Here is a 26,243-nt window from a genome sequence, read left to right on the forward strand (position 1 = left end):
GACGGCATGATGCGGTTGCGCTTCTGGACGCTCGGCGCCGTGCTCGCGGCCACACTGTTCGCCGCCGCGTTTGCCGCCGGCTATGCGAGCCCGTCGGTGTCGCCCGCCGGGGCCTTCGACGACGCGAATCGCGGCCGCACGCTCGCGCCGCTCGGCTCGGAGCGGCAGTGCGAGCGCTACTCGGGCCTGCCCGCGCAGTGGCGCGACGACCCGAAGGCCGGGATGGTGCACCTGAGCGGCGGCGCGTTCGTGTTCGGCAGCACGCGCGGCTATGCGGACGAGCGTCCGGTCGGTGACGGCAAGACGCGCGTCGGCGGCTTCTGGATCGACCAGACCGACGTGACGATCACGCAGTTCGCCGCGTTCGTGCAGGCGACCGGCTACGTGACCGAGGCCGAGCAGCAGGGCGGCGCGGCGGTGTTTCATGTGCCGACGCGTGACGAGCTGAATGCGCGCGACCTCGCGTGGTGGAGCTGGGTGAAGGGCGCATCGTGGCGGCAGCCGCGCGGCCCCGGCAGTAGCGTCGACGGGCTCGGCAACCTGCCCGTCACGCTCGTCACGCAGCGCGACGCGCTCGCGTATGCGCGCTGGCTCGGCCGCGATCTGCCGACTGAAGCCGAATGGGAATACGCGGGCAAGGCGGGGCGCGACGACGCGTCGCTCGACGCGGCGCCGCGCGACGCGCAGGGCAAGCCGGCCGCGAACTACTGGCAGGGTGCGTTCCCGGTGCTCGATACCGCCGAGGACGGCCATGCGGGCCTGGCACCGGTCGGCTGCTATGCGGCGAACGGTTTCCGCCTGTACGACATGATCGGCAACGCATGGGAATGGACGAAGGACCCCTACACGGGCCCGCACCAGTCGCACACGAACGGCGACACGGCGGCCGTCGCACCGCCGACGCGTCGGCACGACACGCCGATGGTGATCAAGGGCGGCTCGTTCCTGTGCTCGCGCGATTACTGCGTGCGCTATCGCGCGTCGTCGCGCGAACAGCAGGAAGCCGATCTCGGCGCGTCGCATATCGGGTTTCGCACGATTCTGAGGGATGCTTTATGAAGCAGGTGATGCACGTCATCGCCGCATCGCTGATTGTCGCGTGCGGCCTCGCTCATCCGGTCCGGGGTGTCGCTGCCGAGTCCGCCGTGCCGGTTGTGCGCGTCGGCGTGACGCGCGGCGTGCATGCGGACATCCTCGACGAGGTGAAACGTGTCGCTGCCGCGCGCGGGCTGGGTGTCGATGTCGTCGCATTCGACGATGCGTCGCATATCGATACCGCACTGGCGGACGGTACCATCGACGCGGCAAGCTTCGAGGACGCGCAGCGCCTTGCCGCGACGCGTGCCGCAAAAGGCTACGCACTGACCGCCGTCGCGCCGACTGTCACGTTGCCGATGGCACTCTATTCGCGCAAGATCAGGAGTCTGAACGAACTGCAGCCCGGCGCGACGGTCGCGATCCCGGCCGATCCGCGCGGGATGGCACGCGCGCTCGTGCTGCTCCAGAACGACACGCTGGTGACGCTGCGCGACAAGGCCGGCCTGCATGCGACGCTGCGCGACGTGACGGGAAACCGGCTCGCGCTGAAGTTCGTGGCACTGCGCCGCGACCGGCTGCATGCGGCGCTCGACTCGGCCGCGTTCGTCGCGATCGACAGCGAGGACGCCGCGCGTGCGGGGCTGCAGCCGGCGCGCGACAGCATCAATCTCGAGGACGCACGCTCGCCGTATGCGAACGTGCTGACCGTGCGCGACGCCGACCGCGCGAAGCCGTGGGTCGCGCAACTCGTCGCCGCGTATCACTCGGACGACGTCGCGCATTTCATCCTGACGCGCTACCAGGACTCGGTGCGACGGCCGTGGTAGACGACTATCGCCTCGCGTGCAATGCGTGCGGGCGCTGCTGCAACAGCGCGCCGACGTTGTCGTTGCGCGAATTGTTCCGGCATCGGCACCGCTTCGTCGGCGCGCTGACGATCCAACGCGTGCCGAAGCGGCGCATCGGCGAACGAACGCGCACGGCTGGACGCGCGCATGCGCTCGACGCGGACGACGTCGCGGCCTTCGATGCGCTCGCGAATGCGTTGTTCCACCGCACACGCGGGGCCGGTGACGAATGGATCGCACTGACGCTGCAAGGCTACGACTATCCGTCGTTCGGCCGGTGCCCGGCGCTGGCCGACGACGGACGCTGCAGCGTGCATGCCGACAAGCCGTCGATCTGCGGCGCGGTGCCGCTCGATCCGATGCTGCCGGATCGCTTGCAGTCTCGCGTGCTCGCCGGGCGGCGCGAGGAGGCAGCGTGGCTGGGTGCACGTTGCATCGTCGGCGCGGACGACGGCACGGCTTCCGTCGATGCGGCATCGGCGATCCCGCTGGTGACGGCAGGTCAGGTCGCGGACCGCGCGGCGCTCGACACGTTTCGCGATGCGCTCGCGTTCGAGCGCGCGGTGTGGCGCGACGCGGTGTTCGCATCGCTGATCGATGGCGGGCCGCAAGTTCGCGAGGCGTTGTCGCGGCTCGCGCCCGGCGGCTACCTGACGATGTCGATCGTGCCGGTGCTGCTCGCCGTCGCATCGGTCTCCGCGCATTGCCGCGTACTGTGCATCGATTTCATCGACGCGCAGTGCACGTTGATCGACGCACGCGTCGAAGCGGCGCTCGTGCGCCGGCGTCTCGAGGATAGGCCGGCGACACGCGAGTTGCGCGGTTTCGCAGCGGCCCTCGAACGTGCGCGACACGCACTCGCCGCAATGCCGACAGCGACAGCGACGGCGACGGCGACGGCGACGGCGACAGCGACAGCGACAGCGACAGCGAGCACGCGCGCCGACGCCCCGCGTATCGACGCTTGGCTCGACGATCGACACGACTTCGGCGTGCTCACCGCGTGACGACGGCGGCACGCGACGCGTGCCTTACACTTGGCGCTCTTTCAACCGTCTCCGATGGAGCGCGCATGTACGCATCGACCTTCATTTTCCGCGCCGGACAATACGACGACGAATTCCATCGGCTCGACCGCCAGATCGCCGACATGGCACGCGCGACGCCCGGTTATCTCGGCGAGGAGACATGGGAGAACGCCGACGCGGGGCTGATCCAGAATGTTTATTACTGGGAATCGGAGGCGGCGCTGCGGCAATTGATGCAGCATCCGGCGCATCTGGAAGCGAAGGCGAAGCAGGCGCGCTGGCTGGACGGTTATCGCGTGGTGATCTCGCAGGTGCTGCGCGAGTATGGCGACGGCAAGCTCATGCAACCGCACGCGGGACAGCCCGCGTGAGCTGAACGGCGCTCAAAGCGCTTCCACGAGCAACCGGTTGCTCTTCTCGCAATACTCGTGACACGCGGCACGCGCGGCAATCGACGCGCCGTGCACGAACTTCGGCGCGTCGGCCCGCCGCGACATCGACACGACGATCGACGGCGGCGACGGCTGCAGCGGCAGCTCGACGACCTCGCCGCTCGCGATCAACGCATCGACGAACAGCACCGGAATCGCGGCGACACCGAAGCCGTCGCGCACGAGCTGCACGATCACCGAGATCGACGGCGAGCCGGTGATGCGCGTCTCCGACAGCGGCACGCCATGCGCATGCGCGAGCGTCCGCACGATGTCCTCGAGCGCGCGGTGCGGCGCGGTACCGCGCCCGTAGGTCAGGATCGGCTGGCGCAGCACCTGCCGCGCGAGGCCCGTGCGCGTGGTCGGCAGCAGCCCCGCGCGCGCGATCCAGCGCACCGGATAGTTCGCGAGCGCGTCGCAGACGACCGACGCCTCGTCGCTGCCCTCCACGCGAATGATCAGGTCGAGCTCGCCGGCCATCAGCCGGCGCTGCAGCACGACACTGACATCGACGGTCAGGTCGATTTCCAGTTGCGGATAGTCAGCGGCGAGGCGGCGCAGGTAATGCGGCAGCCAGCTGTGCACGACCGTCTCGATCACGCCGAGCCGCAGCTTGCCGCGCAGCGCGCTTTCGCCGGCCGCGGCGGCCTGCAGCTCGTGCGTCGCCTCGACGACGGCCTTCGCATAACCCAGCAGGTACTCGCCGTTCGGCGTGAGCCGGAACTCGCGGCTGTCGCGGTCGACGAGCACGGTCTGCAATTCGTCCTCGAGCGCTTTCAGGCGTTGCGAGATCGCGGCCGGCGTCGCGTGCAGCGCGGCGGCCGTCGTGCGGAAGTTGCGCAGCTTCGCGAGCGTGACGAAGGTTTCGAGGAAACGCGTGTTCATGGCGATCGGACGGACGGTGGACGCGCAGCTTGCCGGTGAAGAAAAGTGAACGGGACCGGGGAAAACCCCGAGATCCGTTAAGAAATTCTATACACGGGGCGCAAAAAAACTCGTTGGCGACAAAATTTTTTCTTTTCTATTCTTCGCCGTATCCGCTGACACAACGCCGTCACCACGACGACACCCCGATCCGCCACCACACATCATGACGCCTTCCGAATTCCGCCAGTCCGTACGCGACGGCACCTTCCGCCGCCCGACCGCCGGCCAGTGCGGCCCGTTCGCGCAAGCGAATCTCGCGATCCTGCCGAATGCGTACGCGCACGATTTCCTGCGCTTCTGCCAGGCGAACCCGAAGGCGTGCCCGCTGCTGGGCGTCGGCGAACCGGGGGCGTTCCGGCTCGACGTGCTCGGCGAGGATCTCGACATCCGCACCGACGTGCCGAGCTACAACGTATACCGAGACGGCCGCCTGACGGAGCGGGTGGAATCGCTCGAAGCGCTGTGGCGCGACGATTTCGTCGTATTCGCGATCGGCTGCTCGTTCTCGTTCGAGGACATGCTGGCGCGCGAAGGGATCGGGCTGCGCCACATCGAGGAGGGTCGCAACGTGCCGATGTACCGCACGTCGATCCCGAATCGCCGCGCGGGGATCTTCGGCGGCCAGCTGGTCGTGTCGATGCGGCCGCTGCGCGGCGCCGACGCGATCCGCGCGGTGCAGATCACGAGCCGGTTCCCGGGCGTGCACGGCGCGCCGGTCCATATCGGCCATCCGGAGGAACTGGGCATCGCCGATCTCGGCGCGCCCGATTTCGGCGACGCGGTGACGGTGCGCGACGGCGAGCTGCCGGTGTTCTGGGCGTGCGGCGTGACGCCGCAAACCGCGCTGATGGAAGCGAAGCTGCCGCTCGCGATCGCGCATACGCCCGGCTACATGCTGATGACCGACATCACGAACGCGTCGCTGGCCGTGTTCTGACCCGACCGACGCCGGCAGCCCGCGCGGCTGCCGGTCCGGCCCCGTCGCGGCGGCATGCCGCGACCGCAGACGATCCGCCCGGCCGGAGGGCGGCGCGCAGCCGCGACCCGACGATCGCGAGCGCGATGCACGCACGACACGCACGGTTTCGACCGCACATTTCGACAGGAGCATCACCATGGAAAGCAAGACCCTAGCGGCGCCCGCCGCCGATCCCGCGGGCCCCGCACGCAACGGCCTGTTCGGATGGTATGCGGACGCACAACCGCGCGAACGCCGCGCGTTCTGGAGCTGCAAGGTCGGCTACATGCTCGACGGGATGGATACGCAGATGCTGTCGTTCGTGATCCCGACGCTCGTCGCGACCTGGGGCATCTCGCTCGCGGACGCCGGCTTCATCGGCACGATGACGCTGCTCGCGTCGGCGCTCGGCGGCTGGATCGCGGGCATCTTGTCCGACCGGATCGGCCGCGTGCGCACGCTGCAACTGACGGTGCTGTGGTTCGCCGTGTTCACCGCACTGTGCGGGCTCGCGCAGAACTATCACCAGCTGCTCGCGGCGCGCGCGCTGATGGGCTTCGGCTTCGGCGGCGAATGGACGGCCGGCGCGGTGCTGATCGGCGAGGTGATCCGCGCGCGCGATCGCGGCAAGGCGGTCGGCCTCGTGCAGTCGGGCTGGGCGATCGGCTGGGGGCTGTCGGCGCTGCTGTATGCGCTGCTGTTCTCGGTGCTGCCGGCCGAGCAGGCATGGCGCGCGCTGTTCCTCGTCGGCCTCGCGCCGGCGCTGCTGGTGGTCGTGATCCGCCGCTACGTGAAGGAGCCGGAGGTCTACGAGCAGGAGAAGGCCACGCAGGCGAAGGGGGCCGACGCGCCGCGCCTCACCGAAATCTTCGCGCCGAAGCTGCTGTCGACGACGCTGCGCGCGGCGCTGCTGACCACCGGCGCGCAGGGAGGCTACTACGCGATCACGACCTGGCTGCCGACGTTCCTGAAGACAGAGCGGCACCTGACCGTGATGGGCACGGGCGGCTATCTCGCGACCATCATCATCGGCTCGTGGGTCGGCTACCTGACGAGCGCGTACCTGACCGACCGCCTCGGCCGCAAGCCGAACTTCATCCTGTTCGCGCTCGGCTCGATGGTGATCGCGTTCGCCTACACGTCGCCGGTGCTGCACCTCACGAACGCATCGATGCTGTGGCTCGGCTTCCCGCTCGGCTTCTTCGCATCGGGGATCTTCTCCGGGATGGGCGCGTTCCTCACCGAGCTGTTCCCGACGCGGGTGCGCGGCTCGGGGCAGGGCTTCTGCTACAACGTGGGCCGCGCGATCGGTGCCCTGTTCCCGTTCCTGATCGGCGCGCTGTCGAAGCACTACGGGCTCGGCGCGAGCATCGGGATCTTCGCGGTCGCCGCCTACGGCGTGATGATCGTCGCCGCGCTGACGCTGCCCGAAACGCGCGGCCGCGAACTCGACGCCGCCTGAGCGGACGCCAGCCCGCCCGCCGCCTTACTTTCCCTTTTCATCGAAGCCCTCACGCGGCGCGCGACGCGCGCCGTGCGGCGGCGCTCGTCCTTAGATTCAACGACGCTCCACATTCATCGCCATGACTGACCGACACACTTTCCCCGTTTCCTCCGACGCCGCGCGCTGGCAATTCTGGATCGACCGCGGCGGCACCTTCACCGACATCGTCGCGCGCCGGCCCGACGGCTCGCTCGTCACGCACAAGCTGCTGTCGGAGAACCCCGAGCAGTATCGCGATGCGGCCGTGGCCGGCATCCGCCACCTGCTCGGTCTCGCCGACGGCGAGCCGATCACGCCCGAACGCGTCGACATGGTGAAGATGGGCACGACGGTCGCGACCAACGCGCTGCTCGAACGCAAGGGCGAACGCACCGCGCTCGCGACGACGCGCGGCTTTCGCGACGTGCTGCGCATCGCGTACCAGAACCGCCCGCGCCTGTTCGATCTAGACATCGTGTTGCCCGATGCGCTGTACGAGACCGTCGTCGAGGTCGACGAGCGGATCGGCGCGCACGGCGACGTCGTCGCGCCGCTCGACATGCAGGGCGCGGAAGCGGCGTTGCGCCGCGTGTTCGACTCGGGCGTGCAGGCATTGGCCATCGTGCTGATCCACGGCTATCGCTACACCGCGCACGAGCGCGGGCTGGCGGACCTCGCGCGCCGCATCGGCTTCACGCAGGTGTCGGTGTCGCACGAGGTGTCGCCGCTGATGAAGATGGTGTCGCGCGGGGACACGACCGTGGTCGACGCGTACCTGTCGCCGATCCTGCGCCGCTACGTCGAGCAGGTCGCGCACGAGATGCCCGGCGTGAACCTGCAGTTCATGCAGAGCAGCGGTGGCCTGACGCGCGCCGATGCGTTCCAGGGCAAGGACGCGATCCTGTCCGGCCCGGCCGGCGGCATCGTCGGGATGGTGCGCGCCGCGCGCGCGGCCGGCTTCGACCGCGTGATCGGCTTCGACATGGGCGGCACGTCGACCGACGTGTCGCACTACAACGGCGAATTCGAGCGCGTGTTCGAGACGCAGGTGGCGGGCGTGCGGATGCGCGCGCCGATGATGAGCATCCATACGGTCGCGGCCGGCGGCGGCTCGGTGCTCGGCTTCGACGGCGCGCGGCTGCGCGTCGGGCCCGAATCGGCGGGCGCGAACCCGGGGCCGGCCGCCTACCGGCGCGGCGGCCCGCTGACGGTGACCGACTGCAACGTGATGCTCGGCAAGATCCAGCCCGATCACTTTCCGCGCGTGTTCGGTCCGCACGCGGACCAACCGCTCGACCGCGACGGCGTGGCCGCGAAGTTCGCGGCGCTCGCCGACGAGATCCACGCGGCGACGGGGCGTCGCGAGACGCCCGAGGCGCTCGCCGAAGGGTTCCTGGAAATCGCGATCGGCAGCATGGCGAACGCGATCAAGAAGATCTCGGTGCAGCGCGGCCACGACGTGTCGCGCTACGTGCTGACGACGTTCGGCGGCGCGGGCGGCCAGCACGCGTGCGGCGTGGCCGACGCGCTCGGGATGACGCAGGTGTTCGCGCATCCGCTCGCGGGCGTGCTGTCCGCTTACGGAATGGGCCTCGCCGACCAGACCGCGATGCGCGAGCGCGCGGTGGAGGCCGTGCTGTCCGACGCGTCGCTGCCAGCGCTGAACGCGGCGCTCGACCGGCTGACCGACGACGCGGTCGGCGCGCTGCTCGAACAGGGCGTGCCGCCGGAACGCATCGCGACCGAGCGGCGCGTGCACCTGCGCTACCAGGGCACCGATTCCGCGCTCGATGTGCCGGCCGGCAGCGTCGTCGCCATGCAGCAGGCGTTCGAAGCCGCGTACCGGCAGCGCTACGCATTTTTGATGCCCGGCACGCCGCTGGTCGCCGAACTGGCCTCGGTCGAGGCGATCGGCCGGTCCGATGCGCCGGTCGAGATCGCGCCGCTCGTGCCGCGCGACGAGGGCGCGGCGCCGCACGCGCACAGCGCCGTGCGCTTCCATTCCGGCGGCCAATGGCATGACGCGGCGCTGTACGTGCGCGACACGCTGCTGGCCGGCGACACGATCGACGGCCCGGCGATCGTCGCGGAGAAGAACGGCACGACCGTGGTCGAACCCGGCTGGTGCGCGCGGATGACCGCGCAGGGCAACCTCGTGCTGACGCGCACGACGCCGCTGCCGACGCGCCGCTCGCTCGGCACCGATGCCGATCCGGTGCGGCTCGAGATCTTCAACAACCTGTTCATGTCGATCGCCGAGCAGATGGGGCTGCGGCTGCAGAACACCGCATACTCGGTGAACATCAAGGAGCGGCTCGACTTCTCGTGCGCGATCTTCGATGGCGACGGCAACCTGATCGCGAACGCGCCGCACATGCCCGTGCACCTGGGCTCGATGGGCGAGAGCATCCGCACGGTGATCGAGCGCAACCGCGGCCGCATGCGCGACGGCGACGTGTTCATGCTGAACGACCCGTATCACGGCGGCACGCACCTGCCGGACGTCACCGTCATCACGCCGGTGTTCGCGGACGGCTCGGACACGCCGCTGTTCTACGTCGGCTCGCGCGGCCACCATGCGGACATCGGCGGCACGACGCCGGGCTCGATGCCGCCCGATTCGACGCACATCGACGAAGAGGGCGTGCTGATCGACAACTGGCAGCTCGTGTCGGCGGGCGTGCTGCGCGACGCCGACACGCGCGCGCTGCTCGCGTCGGGCCGCTATCCGGCACGCAACGTCGAGCAGAACATGGCCGACCTGCGCGCGCAGATCGCGGCGAACCAGAAGGGTGTCGACGAGCTGCGGCGGATGGTCGGGCAGTTCGGCCGCGACGTCGTGCTCGCGTTCATGGGACACGTGCAGGACAACGCGGAAGAGGCGGTGCGGCGCGTGATCGGCGCGCTGCAGGATGGCGCATACCGCTATCCGCTCGACAACGGTGCCGAGATTCGCGTCGCGATCCGCGTGGACCGCGCGGCACGCCGCGCGGAGATCGATTTCACCGGCACGTCCGCTCAGCTCGACAACAACTTCAACGCGCCGAAGGCCGTCTGCATGGCCGCGGTGCTGTACGTGTTCCGTACGCTGGTCGGCGACGACATCCCGCTGAACGCCGGCTGCCTGAAGCCGCTGACGGTGATCGTGCCGGCGCGCTCGATGCTGAACCCCGAGTATCCGGCGGCGGTCGTGTCGGGCAACGTCGAGACGTCGTCGGCGATCACCAACGCGCTGTACGGCGCGCTCGGCTGCGTCGCATCGAGCCAGGGAACGATGAATAACTTCACATTCGGCAACGATCGATACCAGTACTACGAGACCATCGCCGGCGGCAGCGGCGCGGGCGACGGCTTCGCGGGCGTCGGCGCGGTACAGACCCACATGACGAACTCGCGCCTGACCGACCCGGAGGTGCTCGAATGGCGCTATCCGGTACGGCTCGACTCGCACCGGCTGCGCGCGGGTTCCGGCGGCGCGGGGCGCTGGCGCGGCGGCGACGGCGCGGTGCGGCGGATCCGCTTCCTCGAGCCGATGACCGCGTCGATCCTGTCGAACAACCGGATCCACGCACCGTTCGGCGCGGCGGGCGGCGAGGCTGGCGCGCTCGGCCGCAACACGATCGAACGGGCGGACGGCACGGTCGAGACGCTCGAGCATATCGGCCGCGCGCAGATGGCACCGGGCGACGTGTTCGTCGTCGAAACGCCGGGCGGCGGCGGTTACGGCGCGGCGGGCTGAGCGATACGGCATTGACGCACGCGGACGCCGTGCGGCGGGGCGCCCGCCGGCCGGTTTCCGCGTGTTCCGGCCGGCCAATCGTACCGGTTCCATTCATGCCGCCGCATTGCCTGCGCGGTCCGGCGATATATTCGCTCGCACCGATCGGCGAGATATTGCAGCTAATACGGGAATAAGGACGCGCATTCACGCGCGAACGGCACCGAAAATCCCCGATTCCGCGGGCGGCGCAATGCGATCCGACCCCGCCACGGTACCTGCCGGCGCGTCGCTGCCGGGATGCCGCGATTTCCCGCAAACCCCCGTCCCACGGGGCGCTCCGGCGATTCCGCCGGCCTGGTTCGACGCGCTTGCGCCTGCCTGCGCGCATCCCGCCAATCATGAAAAAGCCCCGGTGCCAATCGAGTTCCGATTCCTTGACACCCCGTTCCAAATGTGAGTGCCAATCTTCATCGTCATTTGATAAGATGGGTTCCACCATTCGTTTGGAAAACCTGCGCGCGACATGCGCGAACGCCGGGTCGCATTAGTTGGAAACAAGTACGGAACGAGGGCCGCTGTCACAGGCATCACGACTGCCTCGCCGGGTGTGCGCGCTGCGCGCCCGGGGGACGGGTGCGGCCAGCTCGCCTCCGTCTACACTGTGCGTTTTTTCTGGATCGGGGCGTGTCCATGGATGACGAAAACGAAAGCGCCGTGCTCGAAGCGCATCTCGGTACGCGCAGCCCATGCTGGCGCCTCGGCAGCGACAGCAATGCACTCGAACTGGCCGCCGTTCGCGGCCTGACCAATGTCGCGGTTGCGCTGAGCGGCGAGCAGGCCGCGCGGATTCGCGCGCTCACCGGCGTCACGTCGCACCTCGTGCTCGAACTCGCGCTGTTCGGCGATCCGGTCAGCCTCCATCTGGTCGGCAGGAAGGTCGATACCACCAATTGGGCCGGCACGGCCTCCGCCTATTCCGATACCGCGTCCGTCGCCAGCGACCTCGCGCACGGGCTCGCGTTCGCCGAGCAGGTCGTGTCGGAAGTGAATTCGCTGGTCGTGATCCTCGACCGCAACGGCATGGTGCAGCGCTTCAACCGCCTGTGCGAGGAAGTGACGGGCAAGCGCGAGGTCGACGTGATCGGCCGCAGCGCGTTCGAGCTGTTCATGAGCGCCGAGCAGGGCGCGCAGTCGCGCACCAACATCACCGGCTTTTTCGCGAGCAACCGGTCGTTCGCGGTCGAGCGCTACATCAACACGGTCAACGGCCCGCGCCTGTTCCAGTTCCGCAACAAGTTCGTGCAGAGCGGCAGCGGCGCCGACGAGCAGTACCTGATCTGCTCGGGCATCGACGTCACCGAGGAGCGCAACGCGCAGCAGCGGCTCAGCGAACTCGCGAATACCGACGTGCTGACCGGCTTGCCGAACCGTCATGCGATCAGCGAGCGCATCCGCGTCGCGCTGGCCGCGGACCGCACCGACGTGCGCGGCCAGGTCGGCATCCTGTTCCTCGATCTCGACAACTTCAAGCGCGTCAACGACCACTACGGGCACATCACCGGCGACCGCCTGCTGCAGGACGTGTCCACGGTCATCGGCGGCTGCCTGCCGTCCGGCGCGACGCTCGCGCGGCTCGGCGGCGACGAATTCCTCGTGCTGTTCGAGCACGGCACGCGGCCGCTGCTCGAGGCGACCGCGCAGATCATCCTCGAGCGGCTGCGCACACCGATCCACCTCGGGCTGGTGGAGGTCTACACGAGCTGCTCGATCGGCATCGCGATGTATCCGCAGCATGGCGATTCGCTGGAAACGCTGATCCGCAGCGCCGACACCGCGATGTACGTCGCGAAGGAAGAGGGCAAGCATACGTACCGCGTGTTCTCGCTCGAGATGAACCAGAAGGTCGCGAAGTACATGTGGCTCGACACGAACCTGCGCAAGGCGCTCGAGGAAGAGCAGTTCGTGCTGCATTACCAGCCCGTCGTCGACATCGCGACCGGCGACGTGCACGCCGTCGAGGCGCTGATCCGCTGGCAATCGCCCGATCGCGGGCTCGTCGCGCCGATCGAATTCATCCGCTTCGCGGAGGAGTCGGGGCTGATCGCGCCGCTCGGCCGCTGGGTGATGCGCACCGCTGCCGCGCAGGCCGCCGCGTGGAAGGCGAAGGGGCTCGGCGTGCGGATCGCGGTGAACGTGTCCGCGCGGCAGTTGCAGGACATGAACATCGTCGATCAGTTCGCGTCGATTCTCGACGGCGCGGGGATGAAGCCGAGCCTCGTCGACATCGAGCTCACCGAAAGCAGCTTCATCGAGGACGAGGAATCGGCGCACGAACTGATGAAGCAGTTCCGTCAGCTCGGCGCGGAGATTCACCTCGACGATTTCGGCACCGGCTATTCGTCGCTGTCGCAGCTGTCGCGGCTGCCGCTCGATTCGATCAAGCTCGATCGCAGCTTCATCACCGGCATCGACCGCAACCCGCGCTCGCAGGCGCTGGTGCGCTCGGTCGTGTCGCTCGCGAGGGCGCTGAGTTTCTCGGTGGTCGCCGAAGGCGTCGAGACGCATGCGGAAGCCGAATTCCTGAAGCAGATCAACGTCGACCACGCGCAGGGCTTCTACTTCGCGCGGCCGATGCCGGCCCAGGCCTTCGAGGCCTGGCTCGCGGAGACGAGGAAGCTCAGGCTGATCGCCTGAGCCTCCCCGCATGACGGGCGCCGCCGCCGACGCGGCGGCGCTTCGCTCACATCACACCGTGCGCAGCTTCGACACGCGCCGGTTCTGCAGCATCACCAGACGTTCCATGTACGCGAGATCCTTCGGCTCGATCGTGAACGCCGCGTGAACCCATTCCTCGGTGATGTCCATCAGCTCGGAACGCGTGAGGTGGAACACGCGTTCGCGTGCGCGCAGCATCGCGCGGATGCCGTTCAGCTTCGGCTTCATCACGTCGATGAAGGTGCGCGTCGCGAGGTACGCGTCGCCCGCGTCGAACGTCTGGTCGATCAGCCCGCGATCCTCGTACCACTCGGCCGCATGAGGCTCGCCGGACGAGATCAGCGATTCCGCGAGCCCGCGGTCCGCCTTGCGCGCGACCAGCGAATAGCCGCCCATGCCCGGGAACAGGTTGAACGCGATCTCGGGAAAGCCGAGCTTCACGCCCTTCTGCGCGAGCATGTAGTGGTGCGCGAGGGCGGCCTCGAAGCCGCCGCCCAGCGCGCTGCCCTCGACCATCGCGATCGAGATCGCACCGGTGCCGAAGCCCGTGTAGATCTCGTACACGCCGTCGATGCACGAGCGCGCGTAGGCCATCAGCTGGTCGCGGCGGCCGCTGCGGATCGCGTCGACGAAGAAGCTCAGGTCGCCGCCGACGTTGAACAGCTCGGGGACGAGCGAGCCCGTCACCCAGAAGTCGAACGGCAGGCCCGAGTCACGTGCGACGCGCGCGAGATGGATGATGTCGGTGACGAGTTGCTGGTTGAAGCACGGCCGCGGCTCCGATCGCAGCATCATCCACATGACGTTGCGGCCTTCTTCGTAGAACGCGGTCAACTGCGTGAGTTCGCCTGCTTCGTAAAACGGGCGGCACGCCGGATGGGATTGGAGTTGCATGGTATGTCCTCGTGAGATGTGGTTTTCCAGAAACCGTCGCGACCGGCGTCGTGGAAACCTGCCCCCGGATGGCGCCGACCGCGAGGCACCGCCATTGTTGCGCGCACACAAATGTCGAATTGCGGGGAACAACGCAGGACCGGGACGCGGGTGGGCGTCCCGTCCGATGCGAACCGTGCGAGTCATGCGAATGACGCGATCGATGCGATCGATGCGATCGCTCGACGGGACAACGGTGAGGGGAGATGAGCGGGACCGGGCCCGTGGTCGTCCGCGCCGGTGAAGGCGGTAAGGGCCGCCGGGATGACGATGCCGTGCGCGACCCGCGCGGCCGGCCGGCGGGCAGTGCAGGCATGCCGCTTCGGGAGACGTGCGGCGTGCCGGATGCTTACGCGTTGAAAGCGACACCGCGCCGTCGGCCGCGTCTCATGGAATATGCGGACTGGTGCGGCGGCCGGGCGTCGGCTAGCTTTAGAGGATGACGCCGCCGCACCCGGCGTTCCGGGAGGGGACCATGACCGCAGTCCAGAAGATGTGGCGGCTGCTAGTCGGAAAGCCGCTGGACCCGCTCGATCCGCGCACGCGCCATGCGATCGCCGTGACGCCGTTGCTGGCCTGGGTCGGACTCGGTGCGGACGGGCTGTCGTCGTCGTGCTACGGCCCGGAGGAGGCGTTCCTCGCGCTCGCGCACCACACGCCGCTTGCGCTGTTCCTCGCATGCGCCACCGCGGCGACCGTGTTCATCATCGCGCTCGGCTACAACCAGGTGATCGAGCTGTTCCCGACCGGCGGCGGCGGCTATCGCGTCGCGACGTCGCTGCTCGGGTCGAAGCCGGGCCTCGTGTCGGGCGCGGCGCTGCTGGTCGACTACGTGCTGACCGTCGCGACGTCGCTCGCGAGCGGGGTCGACGCGTTCTTCAGCCTGCTGCCGGTCAGTGCGCAGGCGTTCAAGCTCACGACCGAGATCGTGCTGATCCTGTTGATGACGGGGCTCAACTTCCGCGGGATGCGCGAATCGATCATGGTGCTGCTGCCGATCTTCATCGGCTTCGTCGTGCTGCACTTCGGGCTGATCGTGTACGGCGTCGCGGTGCACGGCAGCAACCTGGCGGCGATCGTACCCGACGCGGTGCACGAGGCGCACGGGATGTCGCAATCGCTCGGCGTGTTCGTGATGCTCGCGTTGCTGATGCGCGCGTTCTCGCTCGGCGGCGGCACCTATACGGGCCTCGAGGCCGTGTCGAACAACGTGAACATGCTCGCCGATCCGCGCGTGCCGAACGGCAAGGTGACGATGTGGTACATGTCGACGTCGCTCGCGTTCACGGCTGGCGGCATCATCCTGCTGTACATGCTGTGGCATGCGCGGCCCGTCGAGGGCGAGACGCTGAACGCGGTCGTGTTCGGCAGCGTGATCGACCATCTCGGGCTCGGCTCCGCGTTCGCGCGCCACGCGCTGCTCGCGGCCGTGCTCGCGTTCGAGGCGGGGCTGCTGCTGGTCGGCGCGCAGACGGGGTTTCTCGACGGGCCGGCGGTGCTGTCGAACATGGCGTCGGACTCGTGGGTGCCGCGCCATTTCCGCGACCTGTCGACACGCCTCGTGCGGCAGAACGGCATCATCGTCGTCGGCCTGTCGAGCCTCCTGATCCTGCTGTGGACCCACGGGAACGTCGACGTGCTCGTCGTGCTGTACAGCATCAACGTGTTCCTCACGTTCAGCATGTCGCTGCTCGGGCTATGCACGTACTGGTGGCACCATCGCAGCGATCGCGGCTGGTTCAAGCACTTCTTCCTGTCGGCGCTCGGGCTCAGCGTGACGGCGACCGTGCTCGTCATCACGCTGATCGAGAAGTTCACGGCCGGCGGCTGGCTCACGGTGCTCGTGACGAGCGCGGTGATCGCGCTGTGCGTCATGATCAACCGCCACTACGCGTACACGCGCACGCAGCTCGCGAAGGAAGACGCGCTGTTCTCGGGGCCGCCGCCGGCAGTCGACGAGGCTGCCGCGCCGGGCCGGCCCGATCCGTCGCAGCCGACGGCCGTGCTGCTGGTCGGCAAGCATCGCGGTGCGAGCATGCACGCGCTGCTGTGGGTCAACCGGCTGTTTCCCGGGCACTTCCGCAACGTGATCTTTCTCGCGGTGGGCGAAGTCGATGCGAAGGCGTACGACGGGCACGAGCATCTCGAGCGCCTGCGTCACACGATCACCGAATCGCTCGACTACTACGTCGCGCACTGCCGTCGCAACGGCATCGCGGCCGACTACCGGATCGCGTTCGGCACGAACCCGGTCGTCGAATTCATGAACCTCGCGTCGTCGACGCTCGATGCCTATCCGAACGCCGTGTGCTTCGCGAGCAAGCTGATCTTCCGGCGCGTGAATTTCCTGACCGCGTGGCTGCACAACCAGACGCCGGTCGAGCTGCAGGCGCGGCTGCACGTCGAGGGGCGGCAGATGGTGCTGTTGCCGATGAATGTCGGGTAGCGGGGCGGCCGAAACGGGAAGCGCCGGCCGATGAAAACGATTCAACCTGACGCGTGGCGTCATATCGTAAGCAATAGAAAATAATTTGAAGAATTGCCCGGAAAGATTTGGCAAGATTCGCGCGCTTCGAACCAACAACAATTCTTTCCGAGAGACTTCATGACGATCGCAGCCACGACTGCCACCCGTTTCCTGCGCCACGGCCCGCGCGCGCTGTCCGCCGCCGCGCTGCTGTCGCTTTCCGCGCTCGCGTGCGCCGCCGGCGACGTGCCCGGCTCGAAAGACCATCCGCTGCTCACGCGCTTCACGGGCGCGACCATCAACGCCTATTCACAGACCGCGTTCGACGAGGCGTTCCTGCCGAGCCAGCCGATCGACGACTACCAGGCAGCCAAGGGCCTGGCGCTGGAAGGCAAGGTGACCCGTGTCGCGTACACGATCGGCGGCAACAAATCGACGCTGGAAGTCGAGCGCAACTATCTCGACGCATTGCAGAAAGGCGGATTCCAGATTCTCTTTCGTTGTACGCAGGATCAGTGCGGCAAGGGCAACGGTCTCGACTTCCAGAAGTTCGTGATCAGCTCGAACAAGATGATGAAGTCGGGCGGCGGCGAAACGTACTTCGGCGACAAGCACCGCACGATCCTCGCGAAGCTGCCGCGCGCGTCCGGCGACGCATACGTGTTCCTGCACGTGATGGACGATTCGGCATCGAACAAGCGGACGCTCGTCTACGAGGAAGTCGTCGAGGTGAAGCCGATGCAGACCGGGCAGGTCAAGGTGCTCGATTCCGGTGCGCTGCAGAAGGGGCTGGCCGCGACGGGCAAGGTCGCGCTGTACGGCATCTACTTCGACACCGACAAGGCACAGGTAAAGGCCGAGTCGAAGCCGCAGCTCGACGAGATGGCGAAGCTGCTGACGGCGAACCAGGCGCTGAAGGTGTACATCGTCGGGCATACCGACAATCAAGGGCAATTCGCGCACAACGCCGACCTGTCGCAAAAGCGCGCGGAGGCCGTCGCGCAGGCGCTTGAGACGACGTACAAGATCGCGCCGGCGCGGCTGGTCGCGAAGGGCGTCGCGTCGCTGTCGCCGGTCGCGTCCAATGGCGGCGACGCGGGCCGCGCGCAGAATCGCCGCGTCGAACTCGTGCAGCAATAACATCCCCCGACCGGACGCATGCGCCGCCGCGCACGCGTCGTCCGGTCGATCGTCGATCTCGCGGCACACATGGGTTCGTTCCGGGGCCGGATGCTTGAATGCATCACAACGCGAAATAAAATAAAAGCAGGCCTTCTTGTCATCCGGCCACTCCGCCGCAAACGAACCCGGCCGCGCGATGCGCGCGTCGTGCCGGGCGAACGTCCGGTTTGGAAGAACGGGGCGGCGGCCGGGCGCGGCAGGACGGCCGCGGGTTTCGCCGCGACCGGCGGCGGACAACGTCGCCCGGCTTGGTGGCGACGACAGGGGGGCATGACGATGATGGTTACGTTTCGGTCATCTGCCGCACCGGATATCGTGATGTTGCGCGATCTGGCGCAGTACCTGCTGGGGCTCGTCGGCAAGGAGCTCGACGTGCGCGGCGTGATTTCCACCGACGAATTGCCGGGCGCGATCGCGCGGCTCGAGCAGGCGATCAGGGATGACGCGGAGCGGGAAAGCGCGCACGAGCGTTCGACGCAGGCGCGGCGCAGCGAGCTGTCGCCGTATGCGGGCAACCTCGCGCAACGCGCGTGGCCGCTGCTGGACATGATGCGTGCGGCCCGTGAACAGGGCCGCCACGTGATGTGGATTGTGTAGGCGCGCGACGCGCGCCGGCTGCCCGGGAACCGGACCTCCGCTGCAAGGCCGACGGCCTGGCGTCGCAAGGCGCCGAACCGTCGGCCGTTTTTTGTGCGGTGGCGCTTTCCGCCTACGAATGGTGGTGCGTATGCGAGCGTGCCGAACGTCGCGACGAGCGATGCAGCAGCCGGTCGCGCGTGCTGTCGCGGCTGCGCCGTTCCGCGAAGAACAGCACCGCGAACACGAGGACCGCGAGCAGCAAGACGGTCACGACGATAGTGTTTTCCATGTCGCCTCCGGCAGGTTGCGGCCGGTACCGGTCGTTCCGACCCCGCGTTGCGAACGCGCATGTCGCAAACGCGCACGTCGCGGCAGGAGCGGGGCGCACGAACGAGGGCCAGGCCGTGTTTACGTCAGCATCGGCATCGCTTCGATCAGCGCGATCCCGAGCAGCGCGCCGATCGCGGCGCCGACCAGCTTCGGATACCACCGCTCGAGATGCAGCGCGGTCAGCAGCGCACCGATCAGGATCACGCCCAGCAGCGCGAACGCGATCACGAGATAGCCGATTTCGAAATCGGTGTTGATCAGCATGATGTCTCCTTCCCCATGTCGGCGTGTCGAATTCATCGGATCGTCATTCGTTTCGGCGACGTCGCATGCACGCTTTGGCTGTCTTGATTATATGTCATGGCGTGATATAAAAAGCGATCGGGCGCGGAGCAGGTCGTGAAAGTGCGCCAGCCCGCCTGCGCGACGCGCGCGGCGCTTCCTCGCCCGCCCGGTGCGTGGCGGCGCGGGCCGCCGCGCCGCGGCTTGACGCTCGCGGGCACGTCACCCACACTGGGCTGGACGACGGGGCGCGGCGTGCGCGCATGCGTGTCCGTTGCGTCCCGAGATGAACACGAACGCGCGGAGAGCTTCGACGTGGTGCGTTTTCCGTTCCGATCGACCGGCAGGCTGCCGGGCCGCACCGTTGTGTTCGCGGTTGCCGCCGCCGCCGCCGCCGCCGCCGCCGCCGCCGCGGTCGCGCTGGCGCTCGTGCGTCCCGCGTTCGCCGACACGGGCGACGAGGCGCCCGTGACGCTCATCAGCGATGTCCATGTATTCGTGATCCAGCACGACGGCTCGCTCGACGAGGACGACGATTCGACGCTGCGTGCGAACGATGCGAACGGGATCGATGCGATCGCGCAGCGCTACGTGTGGTTCGACAAGAACCTGGAGAAGGTCGACCTGGTCGCGGCCGAGACGATCGATCGCGACGGCGCCGCGCATCCGGTCGGCCCCGACGGCGTCCGCGACGTCCAGGAGCCACGTTCGGCCGGCGCGCCGACCTTCCAGGACGGGTTGCTGCGCACCGTCGTTTTTCCCGGCGTCGAGGCGGGGTCGAGCACGCGCATCGCGTTCCGCAAGTCGCGCACGAGGCCGGTCAACGCCGGTTACTTCGGCTACACCGTCGAACCGTCGCGCGAGCCGGTGGAGAACCAGCGGCTGATCTTCGACGTACCGGCCGACATGCCGCTGCATGCGGACGCGCGCGGCTACGTCGCGCTGCCGCCGGTGACCGCGAACGGCCGCACGCGCTACGCATTCGATTACCGGCACGGCCCGTACGACCGGATCGAGAACGGCTCGGTCGGCTATCCGACCTACGGGGACCGGCTCGTTGTGTCCACGCTGCCCGACTACGCCGCGTTCGCCGCGCGCTACCGGAACGCGGCCGTCGACCCGAGCGTGAACGATCCGGCCGTCGAGGGGCTGGCGCGCGCGCTTACCGCCGACGCCGCCGATCCGCACGACAAGGCGCGCATCCTGTACGACTGGGTGCAAGCGAACGTGCGTTACGTCGCGATTTTTCTCGGCGAGACGGCCGCCGCGCCGCATCGCGTGACGGACATCCTGCGCAACCGCTATGGCGACTGCAAGGACCACGTCGCGTTGTTCGGCGCGTTGCTCGCGGCGATCGGCATCCGCAGCGAACCGGTGCTGATCAATCTCGGCTCCGTGTACACGCTGCCGTCGGTGCCGGGTTACGGCGGCGGCGCGATCAATCACGCGATCACGTGGCTGCCCGATCTAGGCCTCTACGCGGACACCACGACGACCGGCATTGCGTTTGGCTACCTGCCGCCGATCGTGATGGACCGGCCGGCGCTGCTCGTCGATACCGGCGTGCTGTCGCGCACGCCGGCCACGCAGCCGAAGCGCCGCGCGGCGCGCGTGGCGATCGACGCGGCGCAACCGGGCGCCGCGCAGTTTCACGCGCTGGTGGAGGACGACGGCTGGACCGCGGAGCTCGAACGCACGCTGTTTCGCCGCGCGGCGCCCGACCGCATCCGGCAGCTCGCGAACGAACGCCTGCGGCAAAGCGGGCTGCGCGGCCGTGCCCGGATATCGACCGGCGATCGCCGCGCGACGGACGGACCGTTCGACGTCACGTATGTCGGCACGCTCGATCACTTCGTGTGGCCGGACGGCACGACGGCCGTGCCCGCGCTGTCGAGCGTCACGGGCGGCATCGCGACGCAGGTCGAGGGCTGGCTGGCCGAGCCGGTGCGCACCCAGCCGTGGGTATGCCTCGGCGGCACGTTCGACGAGACCGGCCAGATCGCGCTGCCGGCCGACGTCGCGGTGACCGACCTGCCGGCCGATACGGCCGTGCACGACCGCTTCGTCGATTTCACGTCGCATTACGTCTTCGATGCGGCCGCGCACGTCGTGCAGGTCACGCGCAGGATGACGGCGGCGTTCGGCCGACAGGTCTGTACGGCCGATGAATTCGCCGCGCTGCGCACGTCGCTCGAACGCATCGAACGCGACACGCAGGCGCAGATCGTCGTGCGGGCAAGGCAACGTTGAACGTCGCGCGCGGCGGAAGCGGTGCCCGGCGCGATTGCACGCGCGGCCGAACCGGCCGACGCACAGGAGAGGAACATGACGGAACGGGAATACGAGATCGCCGACCTGTCGAAGGAATTGCTGGGCAGGATCGTGCAGGGCGCGGTGATGAGCGGCGCGCCGGTGGATGCGCAACAGTGCGCCGCGCTGGCCGTGGAGTGCGCGACGGCGCTGATGGACCAGCTCGACGCGCGTAGCGGCTGAGCCGGCGAGGTCGATGCGCCGCGCGGACGTTGCTCGCCAGTGCGTTATTGCGGCGTTGTCGCCAGCGCTCCGCGGAGCGTGGCCCGCTGACGCCGGCAGTACCGCCCGAGCCCGACGATGCCGACGAGCGAGACGAACGACAGCAGCGTGAAGAACGCCGCAAGCGGCAGCCATTGCCCGCGGAACTGCTGGGCGAGCAGCGTGCCGATCATCGGCGTGGTGCCGCCGGCGATCATCGCGCACAGCTGGTAGGCGATCGAAATGCCGGAGTAGCGCACGCGTGTCGGAAAGGCCGGCGTCATGAAGCCGGCGATGACCGCGTATATCGCCGACAGGGTGACGACCGCGAACGAGATACCGGCGACGATCGCGACGGGGTTCTGCGTCTGGACGAGCAGGAACATTGGATAGGGCGTCGCCATCGACAGCAGTGCCGCGCAGGTCAGGAAGCGGGTCTCGCCGAATCGTTGCGCGAGCAGCGCGGAGACGGGCTGAGACAGCAGCTGGATGACCGTGACGACGAACAGGCAATCGAGGATGAACGACTTGGACATGCCGAGGTAGGTCGTCACGTACGAAATCATGAACGTGTTCGTGAAGAAGAAGCCTGCCGAGCCGATCGTCGTGGCCGCGGCCGCCAGCAGGATCGGCACCCAGGCAGTGCGCAGTACCTCGGCGACCGGATACTTCGCCACTGCATTGGTATCGCGCACGCGTTCGAATTCGGGTGATTCCTTCACACCGAGGCGGATGGCCATCCCGAAGAGGAGCAGCACGAAGCTCGCGAGAAAGGGCAGGCGCCAGCCCCAGCTGACGAAGCTCTCGTGATCGAGCGTCGTGACGAGCCGGAACGAGATCAACGACAGAATCAACCCGGCCGGGCTGCCCATTTGCGGGAACGATGCGAAGAACGTCTTGCGGCCGGCCGGCGCATGTTCGCTGGCCATCAAGACGGCGCCGCCCCATTCGCCGCCGACCGCGATGCCCTGGAGGATCCGCAGCAGGACCAGCAGGATCGGCGCCCAGATGCCGATCGTCGCGTAGCCCGGCAGCAGGCCGATGCCGGTCGTCGCGATACCCATCAGGAACATCGTCAGCACGAGCATCTTCTTGCGGCCGATGCGGTCGCCGAGATGGCCGAACACCGCGCCGCTCAGCGGTCGCGCGACGAAGCCGACGAAAAAGGTGCCGAACGACGCCATCGTGCTCAGGAAATGGTTGCTGCTTGGAAAGAACACCTCGCCGAGCACGAGCGCCGCGGCGGTCGCATACGTGTAGTAGTCGTAGAACTCGACGGCAGTGCCGATGAACGCGGCGGTGGCGGCGCGCACGGGTTGATGCGTGGTGGGGGTGGGTTGAGACATGGGCTGTCCTATCGTTCGTCCTGGGGGCGTTCGGCCGCGGCAATGCACCGCCTGCGGTGTCGCGGGGCTGCTGCGTGGTTTATCCGTCGCCGATATGCGTGCGTAAAATTCTGTTTCTTAATCGCCAGCATTAGTGGTGCTTATGCTCGACCCGCTGGCATGCACGTCGACCGCCCGCTGGCACGCTGCATGGCGCGCCAGCAGGCGGCGCGCGTTGTTTGCGTCCGGCGCGTCGATCCTGTCGCGCATGGCGCCGTTGCCGGATGCGGCTTGCGCGCGATCGGCGTCGAGCAAGGCGCGCGCTGCGTCCGCATCCGCGTCGCCGGGCGTCAGTGCCCGGTTGATCGCGTCGACGTGCTCGGCGAACACGGCGCATTTCGACTGGAACCCGAGCTGCGTCGACGTATCGAGGTCGAGCGCGAGTGCGTCCGGCGCACGGTAGGTGCAGGGCAGGTCGATCGGTGTGCAGCCGGCGGCGATGCACTCGATCAGGAACCGGCTGCGTGCGTGCAGCAGTTCGCGCCCGTCGCGCGAGCGGCGTGCACCCAGGCTGGCCGCGAGATCCTCGGTCGCCAGCATGGCATGGCGGATACGCGGGCTCGCGCCAAGCATCGCGCCGAGGTGTACCAGTCCATACGCCGATTCGATCGTCGGCACGATTTCCGTCGATCCCTCCGGGATGCTGTGATGCGCTTCAAGCGCCGTCAGCGCATCGGCCAGCCGCGCGAGTTGCAGCGGGGTTTCCGCATGAGGCAGGAAGATCGCGGCGGGCCGGCCCGGCATCACGCCGGCGAGATCGTCGTGGCCGTCTTGCTCCAGCTTGTTGATCCGTACCGCGCCGAGCGCGCCGCGGGCGGCCGCGTCGGCGAGCAGCGCGGTGATATGCCGGTGTGCGGCCGGCCGGTCGTCGGGCATGGTCATTTCTTCCAGGTCGGCGACGATTGCGTCGGCAGACGTACCGAGTGCGACGGCGTGGGCCGACGTGTCGGCGCCGGGCACGAAAAGCCAGACGCGGCGCAGCGCGGCGAGCGGTCGATGAGGGTAGCGTGTCATGGTCGGGAGCGATTGCGGGGGAAGGAAGCGGGCGGCACCGGTCATGCGTGCCCGGCGCGGGCAAGCATCGCGTGCAACAGCACGTCCGTGCCGCGCGCGACGTCGGCCGGCAGTGCGTCCTCGGCTTCGTTGTGGCTCAACCCGGCAACGCACGGAATGAACACCATTGCGGTCGGGCAGTACTTCGCGAGATGGATCGCGTCGTGTCCGGCGCCGCTGATGATTCGCTGGTTCGGGTAGTCGAGCGCGTCGACCGCGTGCTGAACGGCGTCGACGCAGGCCGGATCGAACGGCGTCGCCGGACTGACCCAGTGCTGCCCGATCTCGACCGTCACGCCGCGGCGTGCGGCCACCGTGCCGAAACGCGCGTGCACGGCGGCTTCCATGTCGGCGATCGTCTCGTCGTCCGGATGACGCAGGTCGACCGTGAACGCGATGTCGCCCGCGATCGTGTTGCGCGACGCATTCCGGATCTGCCATTCGCCGATCGTCGTCAGGCCCTGCGGAAAGTAATCGGCAGCGATCGCCTCGAGTTCGGCCGCCATGTCGGCGGCGGCAAACAGCGCGTCTTTCCGGTACTGCATCGGTGTCGTGCCGGCATGCGCGGCCTGTCCCGCGACGCGCACGTCGAGCCAGCGGATTGCCTGGCCGCCCGTGACGACACCGATCGGTACGCCTGCTTCCTCGAGCACCGGCCCCTGTTCGATATGCGCTTCGAAATAGGCGTCGAACACGTCGCCGGGCACGGCACGCTCGCCTGCATAGCCGCTCGCGCGGAGCGCATCGTCGACGCTTTCGCCGGCCGCGTCGCGCGACGCAAGTGCCGCGTCGAGCGGCATCACGCCGGTGAACGCGGCGGAGCCGAGCATCGCCGGCGTGAACCGCGCGCCTTCTTCGTTGGTCCATACGACGATCTCGATCGGTCGTTCCGTGTCGATTCCCGCGTCGTTCAGCGTCCGCACGACTTCGAGCGCGGCGAGTACGCCATAGACACCGTCGAAGCGCCCGCCCTCCGGCTGGGTGTCGAGGTGGCTGCCGCTTGCGACGGGCGCGGCAGCGGATTGCCGGCCCGCCCGTCGCGCGAACAGGTTGCCGACGCGATCGACGGACAGCACGAGCCCTGCTTCCCGGCACCACGTCTCGAACAGCGCCCGGCCGGCCGCGTCTTCCCGCGTCAGCGCGAGACGCCGCACGCCGCCCTTCGCGGTCGCACCCACCTGCGCCATGTCCATGAGGCTCTGCCAGAGCCGCTCTGCATTGATTTTCAGCATCGTCCAGGTTCCTGATCGGTCGGCCGTCGAACGGCCGGAGTTCATCGTGTCGTATTTATCGAAAATCAAAAACAATTAGTCCAATTTTTAATCGTTATCCTGAGTATAATTTTCACGAATGATGAGACCATGAGACCCGCGATGAGCAAAGATCGTCCCGACACCTACCTGAACGACCGCCTCGACTGGAACCTGCTGCGGACCTTCCTGGCGATCGCGCGGGAAAAGAGCGTGAGCCGCGCGGCGATGCGCCTGCACCTCACGCAACCGGCCGTGAGCCAGGCGCTGCGGCGGCTCGAGGAGCAGCTCGGCCTGCGCCTCGTCGATCGCCACGGGCCGCGTATCGAGGTCACGCAGGCGGGCATCGAGGTGCAGCAGATCGCCGAGGACATCTACGGCACGATCTCGCGCCTGTCGCTTGCCGACGTCGACCGCGATCACGACATCTCGGGCACCGTGCGCATCGGGATCGTCAGCGGCATCGACTTTCCCGCGTACGACGATTTCCTTGCCGAATTTCATCGGACCTATCCGCGCATCGAATTCGAAAGCCAGGTGATGCGCAGCGCCGACGTCGTCAACAGCCTGCAACAGAGGGCGCTGACGCTCGGGCTGACGCCGCGGCGGGCGTTGCCGAAGCGCATCGACGCCCGCGTGTTCCTGCGCCAGCACTACGCGCTGTTCTGCGGGCGTCATCACCCGCTGTTCGGACGCGACGATCTGCGCGCGGCCGACCTGGCCGGCCTTCCGTTCGTGTCGTTTACCGGCGACAAGGTCGGTGACCACATGTCTCCGCTGACGATCTTTCGCGACGAGATGGGTTTTACCGGGCGCGTGCTCGCGTCGTCGTCGAGCATGGCCGAGGTCAAGCGCTTCATCTTCGCGGGGCTCGGGATCGGTTGCCTGCCCGAGCACATCGTCCGGGACGATATCGAGCACGGACGTTTCTGGCGTTTGCCGCCCGACGAAGGCGTGGCCGACGTCGACATCTATTTCCTGTGGTCGCAGGACCGCAAGCTCAATGTGGCCGAGTCGGCGTTCGTCGACGCGCTGAATGCGTTCCTCGACCGTGAGGAAGCCCCCGACGCACCGGCCGTGCCGTGATCCGGACAGCCGTAACGCGAATGTGCACGGTGGCCG

The 26,243-nt window shown here is 68.1% G+C and carries 21 protein-coding genes; 14 read left to right on the plus strand and 7 right to left on the minus strand.

Annotated elements, in window-relative coordinates:
* The first annotated feature begins 9 nt into the window (after positions 1-9).
* From DIE23_RS21050 to DIE23_RS21065, 4 genes are all read left to right on the plus strand, one after another.
* A complete protein-coding gene (locus tag DIE23_RS21050) occupies positions 10-1,059 on the plus strand; it encodes a formylglycine-generating enzyme family protein (protein ID WP_124613927.1) in 1,050 nt (349 codons plus the stop codon).
* Positions 1,056-1,865, plus strand: a complete 810-nt coding sequence (locus DIE23_RS21055; RefSeq protein WP_124613899.1) for a MetQ/NlpA family lipoprotein — start codon at positions 1,056-1,058, stop codon at positions 1,863-1,865. The genes DIE23_RS21050 and DIE23_RS21055 overlap by 4 nt, the downstream gene beginning before the upstream one ends.
* A complete protein-coding gene (locus DIE23_RS21060; protein WP_124613900.1) occupies positions 1,859-2,893 on the plus strand; it encodes a YkgJ family cysteine cluster protein in 1,035 nt (344 codons plus the stop codon). The genes DIE23_RS21055 and DIE23_RS21060 overlap by 7 nt, the downstream gene beginning before the upstream one ends.
* A 65-nt stretch (positions 2,894-2,958) precedes the next feature.
* Positions 2,959-3,285 carry an antibiotic biosynthesis monooxygenase gene (locus tag DIE23_RS21065; RefSeq protein ID WP_124613901.1) on the plus strand — a complete coding sequence of 109 codons (327 nt, stop codon included), beginning with the start codon at positions 2,959-2,961 and terminating at the stop codon, positions 3,283-3,285.
* A gap of 12 nt (positions 3,286-3,297) precedes the next feature.
* Here the strand turns inward: DIE23_RS21065 and DIE23_RS21070 are convergent, their stop codons facing one another.
* Positions 3,298-4,230, minus strand: a complete 933-nt coding sequence (locus DIE23_RS21070; RefSeq protein ID WP_124499407.1) for a LysR family transcriptional regulator — start codon at positions 4,228-4,230, stop codon at positions 3,298-3,300.
* 205 nt (positions 4,231-4,435) lie between these two features.
* Here DIE23_RS21070 and DIE23_RS21080 point away from each other — a divergent pair, with 205 nt between their 5' ends.
* The 4 genes from DIE23_RS21080 to pdeR all read left to right on the plus strand — a co-directional run bounded on the left by DIE23_RS21080 (position 4,436) and on the right by pdeR (position 13,128).
* Positions 4,436-5,209 carry a putative hydro-lyase gene (locus tag DIE23_RS21080; RefSeq protein ID WP_124613903.1) on the plus strand — a complete coding sequence of 258 codons (774 nt, stop codon included), beginning with the start codon at positions 4,436-4,438 and terminating at the stop codon, positions 5,207-5,209.
* Positions 5,210-5,387: 178 nt separating this feature from the next.
* Positions 5,388-6,692 carry an MFS transporter gene (locus DIE23_RS21085; RefSeq protein WP_124613904.1) on the plus strand — a complete coding sequence of 435 codons (1,305 nt, stop codon included), beginning with the start codon at positions 5,388-5,390 and terminating at the stop codon, positions 6,690-6,692.
* A gap of 121 nt (positions 6,693-6,813) precedes the next feature.
* Positions 6,814-10,452 carry a hydantoinase B/oxoprolinase family protein gene (locus tag DIE23_RS21090; protein ID WP_124613905.1) on the plus strand — a complete coding sequence of 1,213 codons (3,639 nt, stop codon included), beginning with the start codon at positions 6,814-6,816 and terminating at the stop codon, positions 10,450-10,452.
* Positions 10,453-11,124: 672 nt separating this feature from the next.
* Positions 11,125-13,128 (plus strand): cyclic di-GMP phosphodiesterase, encoded by a 2,004-nt coding sequence (pdeR, locus tag DIE23_RS21100; RefSeq protein ID WP_124613906.1) that lies wholly within the window; start codon positions 11,125-11,127, stop codon positions 13,126-13,128.
* A gap of 51 nt (positions 13,129-13,179) precedes the next feature.
* Here pdeR and DIE23_RS21105 read toward each other — a convergent pair whose 3' ends face one another.
* On the minus strand, positions 13,180-14,043 hold the full coding sequence (locus DIE23_RS21105; protein ID WP_124613907.1) for a crotonase/enoyl-CoA hydratase family protein: 864 nt from the start codon (positions 14,041-14,043) through the stop codon (positions 13,180-13,182).
* 514 nt (positions 14,044-14,557) lie between these two features.
* Between DIE23_RS21105 and DIE23_RS21110 the strand changes: the two genes are divergently transcribed.
* From DIE23_RS21110 to DIE23_RS21120, 3 genes are all read left to right on the plus strand, one after another.
* Positions 14,558-16,528, plus strand: a complete 1,971-nt coding sequence (locus DIE23_RS21110; RefSeq protein WP_124613908.1) for an APC family permease — start codon at positions 14,558-14,560, stop codon at positions 16,526-16,528.
* A gap of 159 nt (positions 16,529-16,687) precedes the next feature.
* Entirely contained in the window at positions 16,688-17,689 is a 1,002-nt protein-coding gene (locus DIE23_RS21115; RefSeq protein WP_124613909.1) for an OmpA family protein, read from the plus strand.
* Positions 17,690-18,007: 318 nt separating this feature from the next.
* Entirely contained in the window at positions 18,008-18,328 is a 321-nt protein-coding gene (locus DIE23_RS21120; RefSeq protein ID WP_124613928.1) for a DUF1840 domain-containing protein, read from the plus strand.
* A gap of 112 nt (positions 18,329-18,440) precedes the next feature.
* Here DIE23_RS21120 and DIE23_RS39625 read toward each other — a convergent pair whose 3' ends face one another.
* Complete coding sequence (locus DIE23_RS39625) at positions 18,441-18,599, minus strand: hypothetical protein (RefSeq protein WP_185646503.1); 159 nt, start codon at positions 18,597-18,599, stop codon at positions 18,441-18,443.
* A 119-nt stretch (positions 18,600-18,718) separates the two neighbouring features.
* On the minus strand, positions 18,719-18,904 hold the full coding sequence (locus DIE23_RS21125) for a hypothetical protein (protein WP_124613910.1): 186 nt from the start codon (positions 18,902-18,904) through the stop codon (positions 18,719-18,721).
* Positions 18,905-19,237: 333 nt separating this feature from the next.
* Here DIE23_RS21125 and DIE23_RS21130 point away from each other — a divergent pair, with 333 nt between their 5' ends.
* Together DIE23_RS21130 and DIE23_RS39630 are read left to right on the plus strand one after the other, a co-directional pair.
* The gene (locus DIE23_RS21130) at positions 19,238-21,172 is read left to right on the plus strand and encodes a DUF3857 and transglutaminase domain-containing protein (protein WP_124613929.1); all 1,935 of its coding nucleotides are present in this window, start codon (positions 19,238-19,240) and stop codon (positions 21,170-21,172) included.
* Positions 21,173-21,247: 75 nt separating this feature from the next.
* Positions 21,248-21,415 (plus strand): hypothetical protein, encoded by a 168-nt coding sequence (locus tag DIE23_RS39630; RefSeq protein ID WP_185646504.1) that lies wholly within the window; start codon positions 21,248-21,250, stop codon positions 21,413-21,415.
* A gap of 44 nt (positions 21,416-21,459) precedes the next feature.
* On the opposite strand, the gene DIE23_RS21135 is transcribed toward DIE23_RS39630, so the two are convergent.
* The 3 genes from DIE23_RS21135 to DIE23_RS21145 form a co-directional block, all read right to left on the minus strand.
* Entirely contained in the window at positions 21,460-22,779 is a 1,320-nt protein-coding gene (locus DIE23_RS21135) for an MFS transporter (RefSeq protein ID WP_124613911.1), read from the minus strand.
* Positions 22,780-22,896: 117 nt separating this feature from the next.
* Positions 22,897-23,832, minus strand: a complete 936-nt coding sequence (locus tag DIE23_RS21140) for a CoA ester lyase (RefSeq protein WP_124613912.1) — start codon at positions 23,830-23,832, stop codon at positions 22,897-22,899.
* Between the two features lie 41 nt (positions 23,833-23,873).
* Positions 23,874-25,103 (minus strand): Zn-dependent hydrolase, encoded by a 1,230-nt coding sequence (locus DIE23_RS21145; protein WP_124613913.1) that lies wholly within the window; start codon positions 25,101-25,103, stop codon positions 23,874-23,876.
* Positions 25,104-25,244: 141 nt separating this feature from the next.
* Between DIE23_RS21145 and DIE23_RS21150 the strand changes: the two genes are divergently transcribed.
* A complete protein-coding gene (locus DIE23_RS21150) occupies positions 25,245-26,207 on the plus strand; it encodes a LysR family transcriptional regulator (protein WP_260436127.1) in 963 nt (320 codons plus the stop codon).
* Positions 26,208-26,243 lie beyond the last annotated feature (36 nt).

It is taken from the genome of Burkholderia sp. Bp9143 (assembly GCF_003853645.1).
Lineage (GTDB): Bacteria > Pseudomonadota > Gammaproteobacteria > Burkholderiales > Burkholderiaceae > Burkholderia.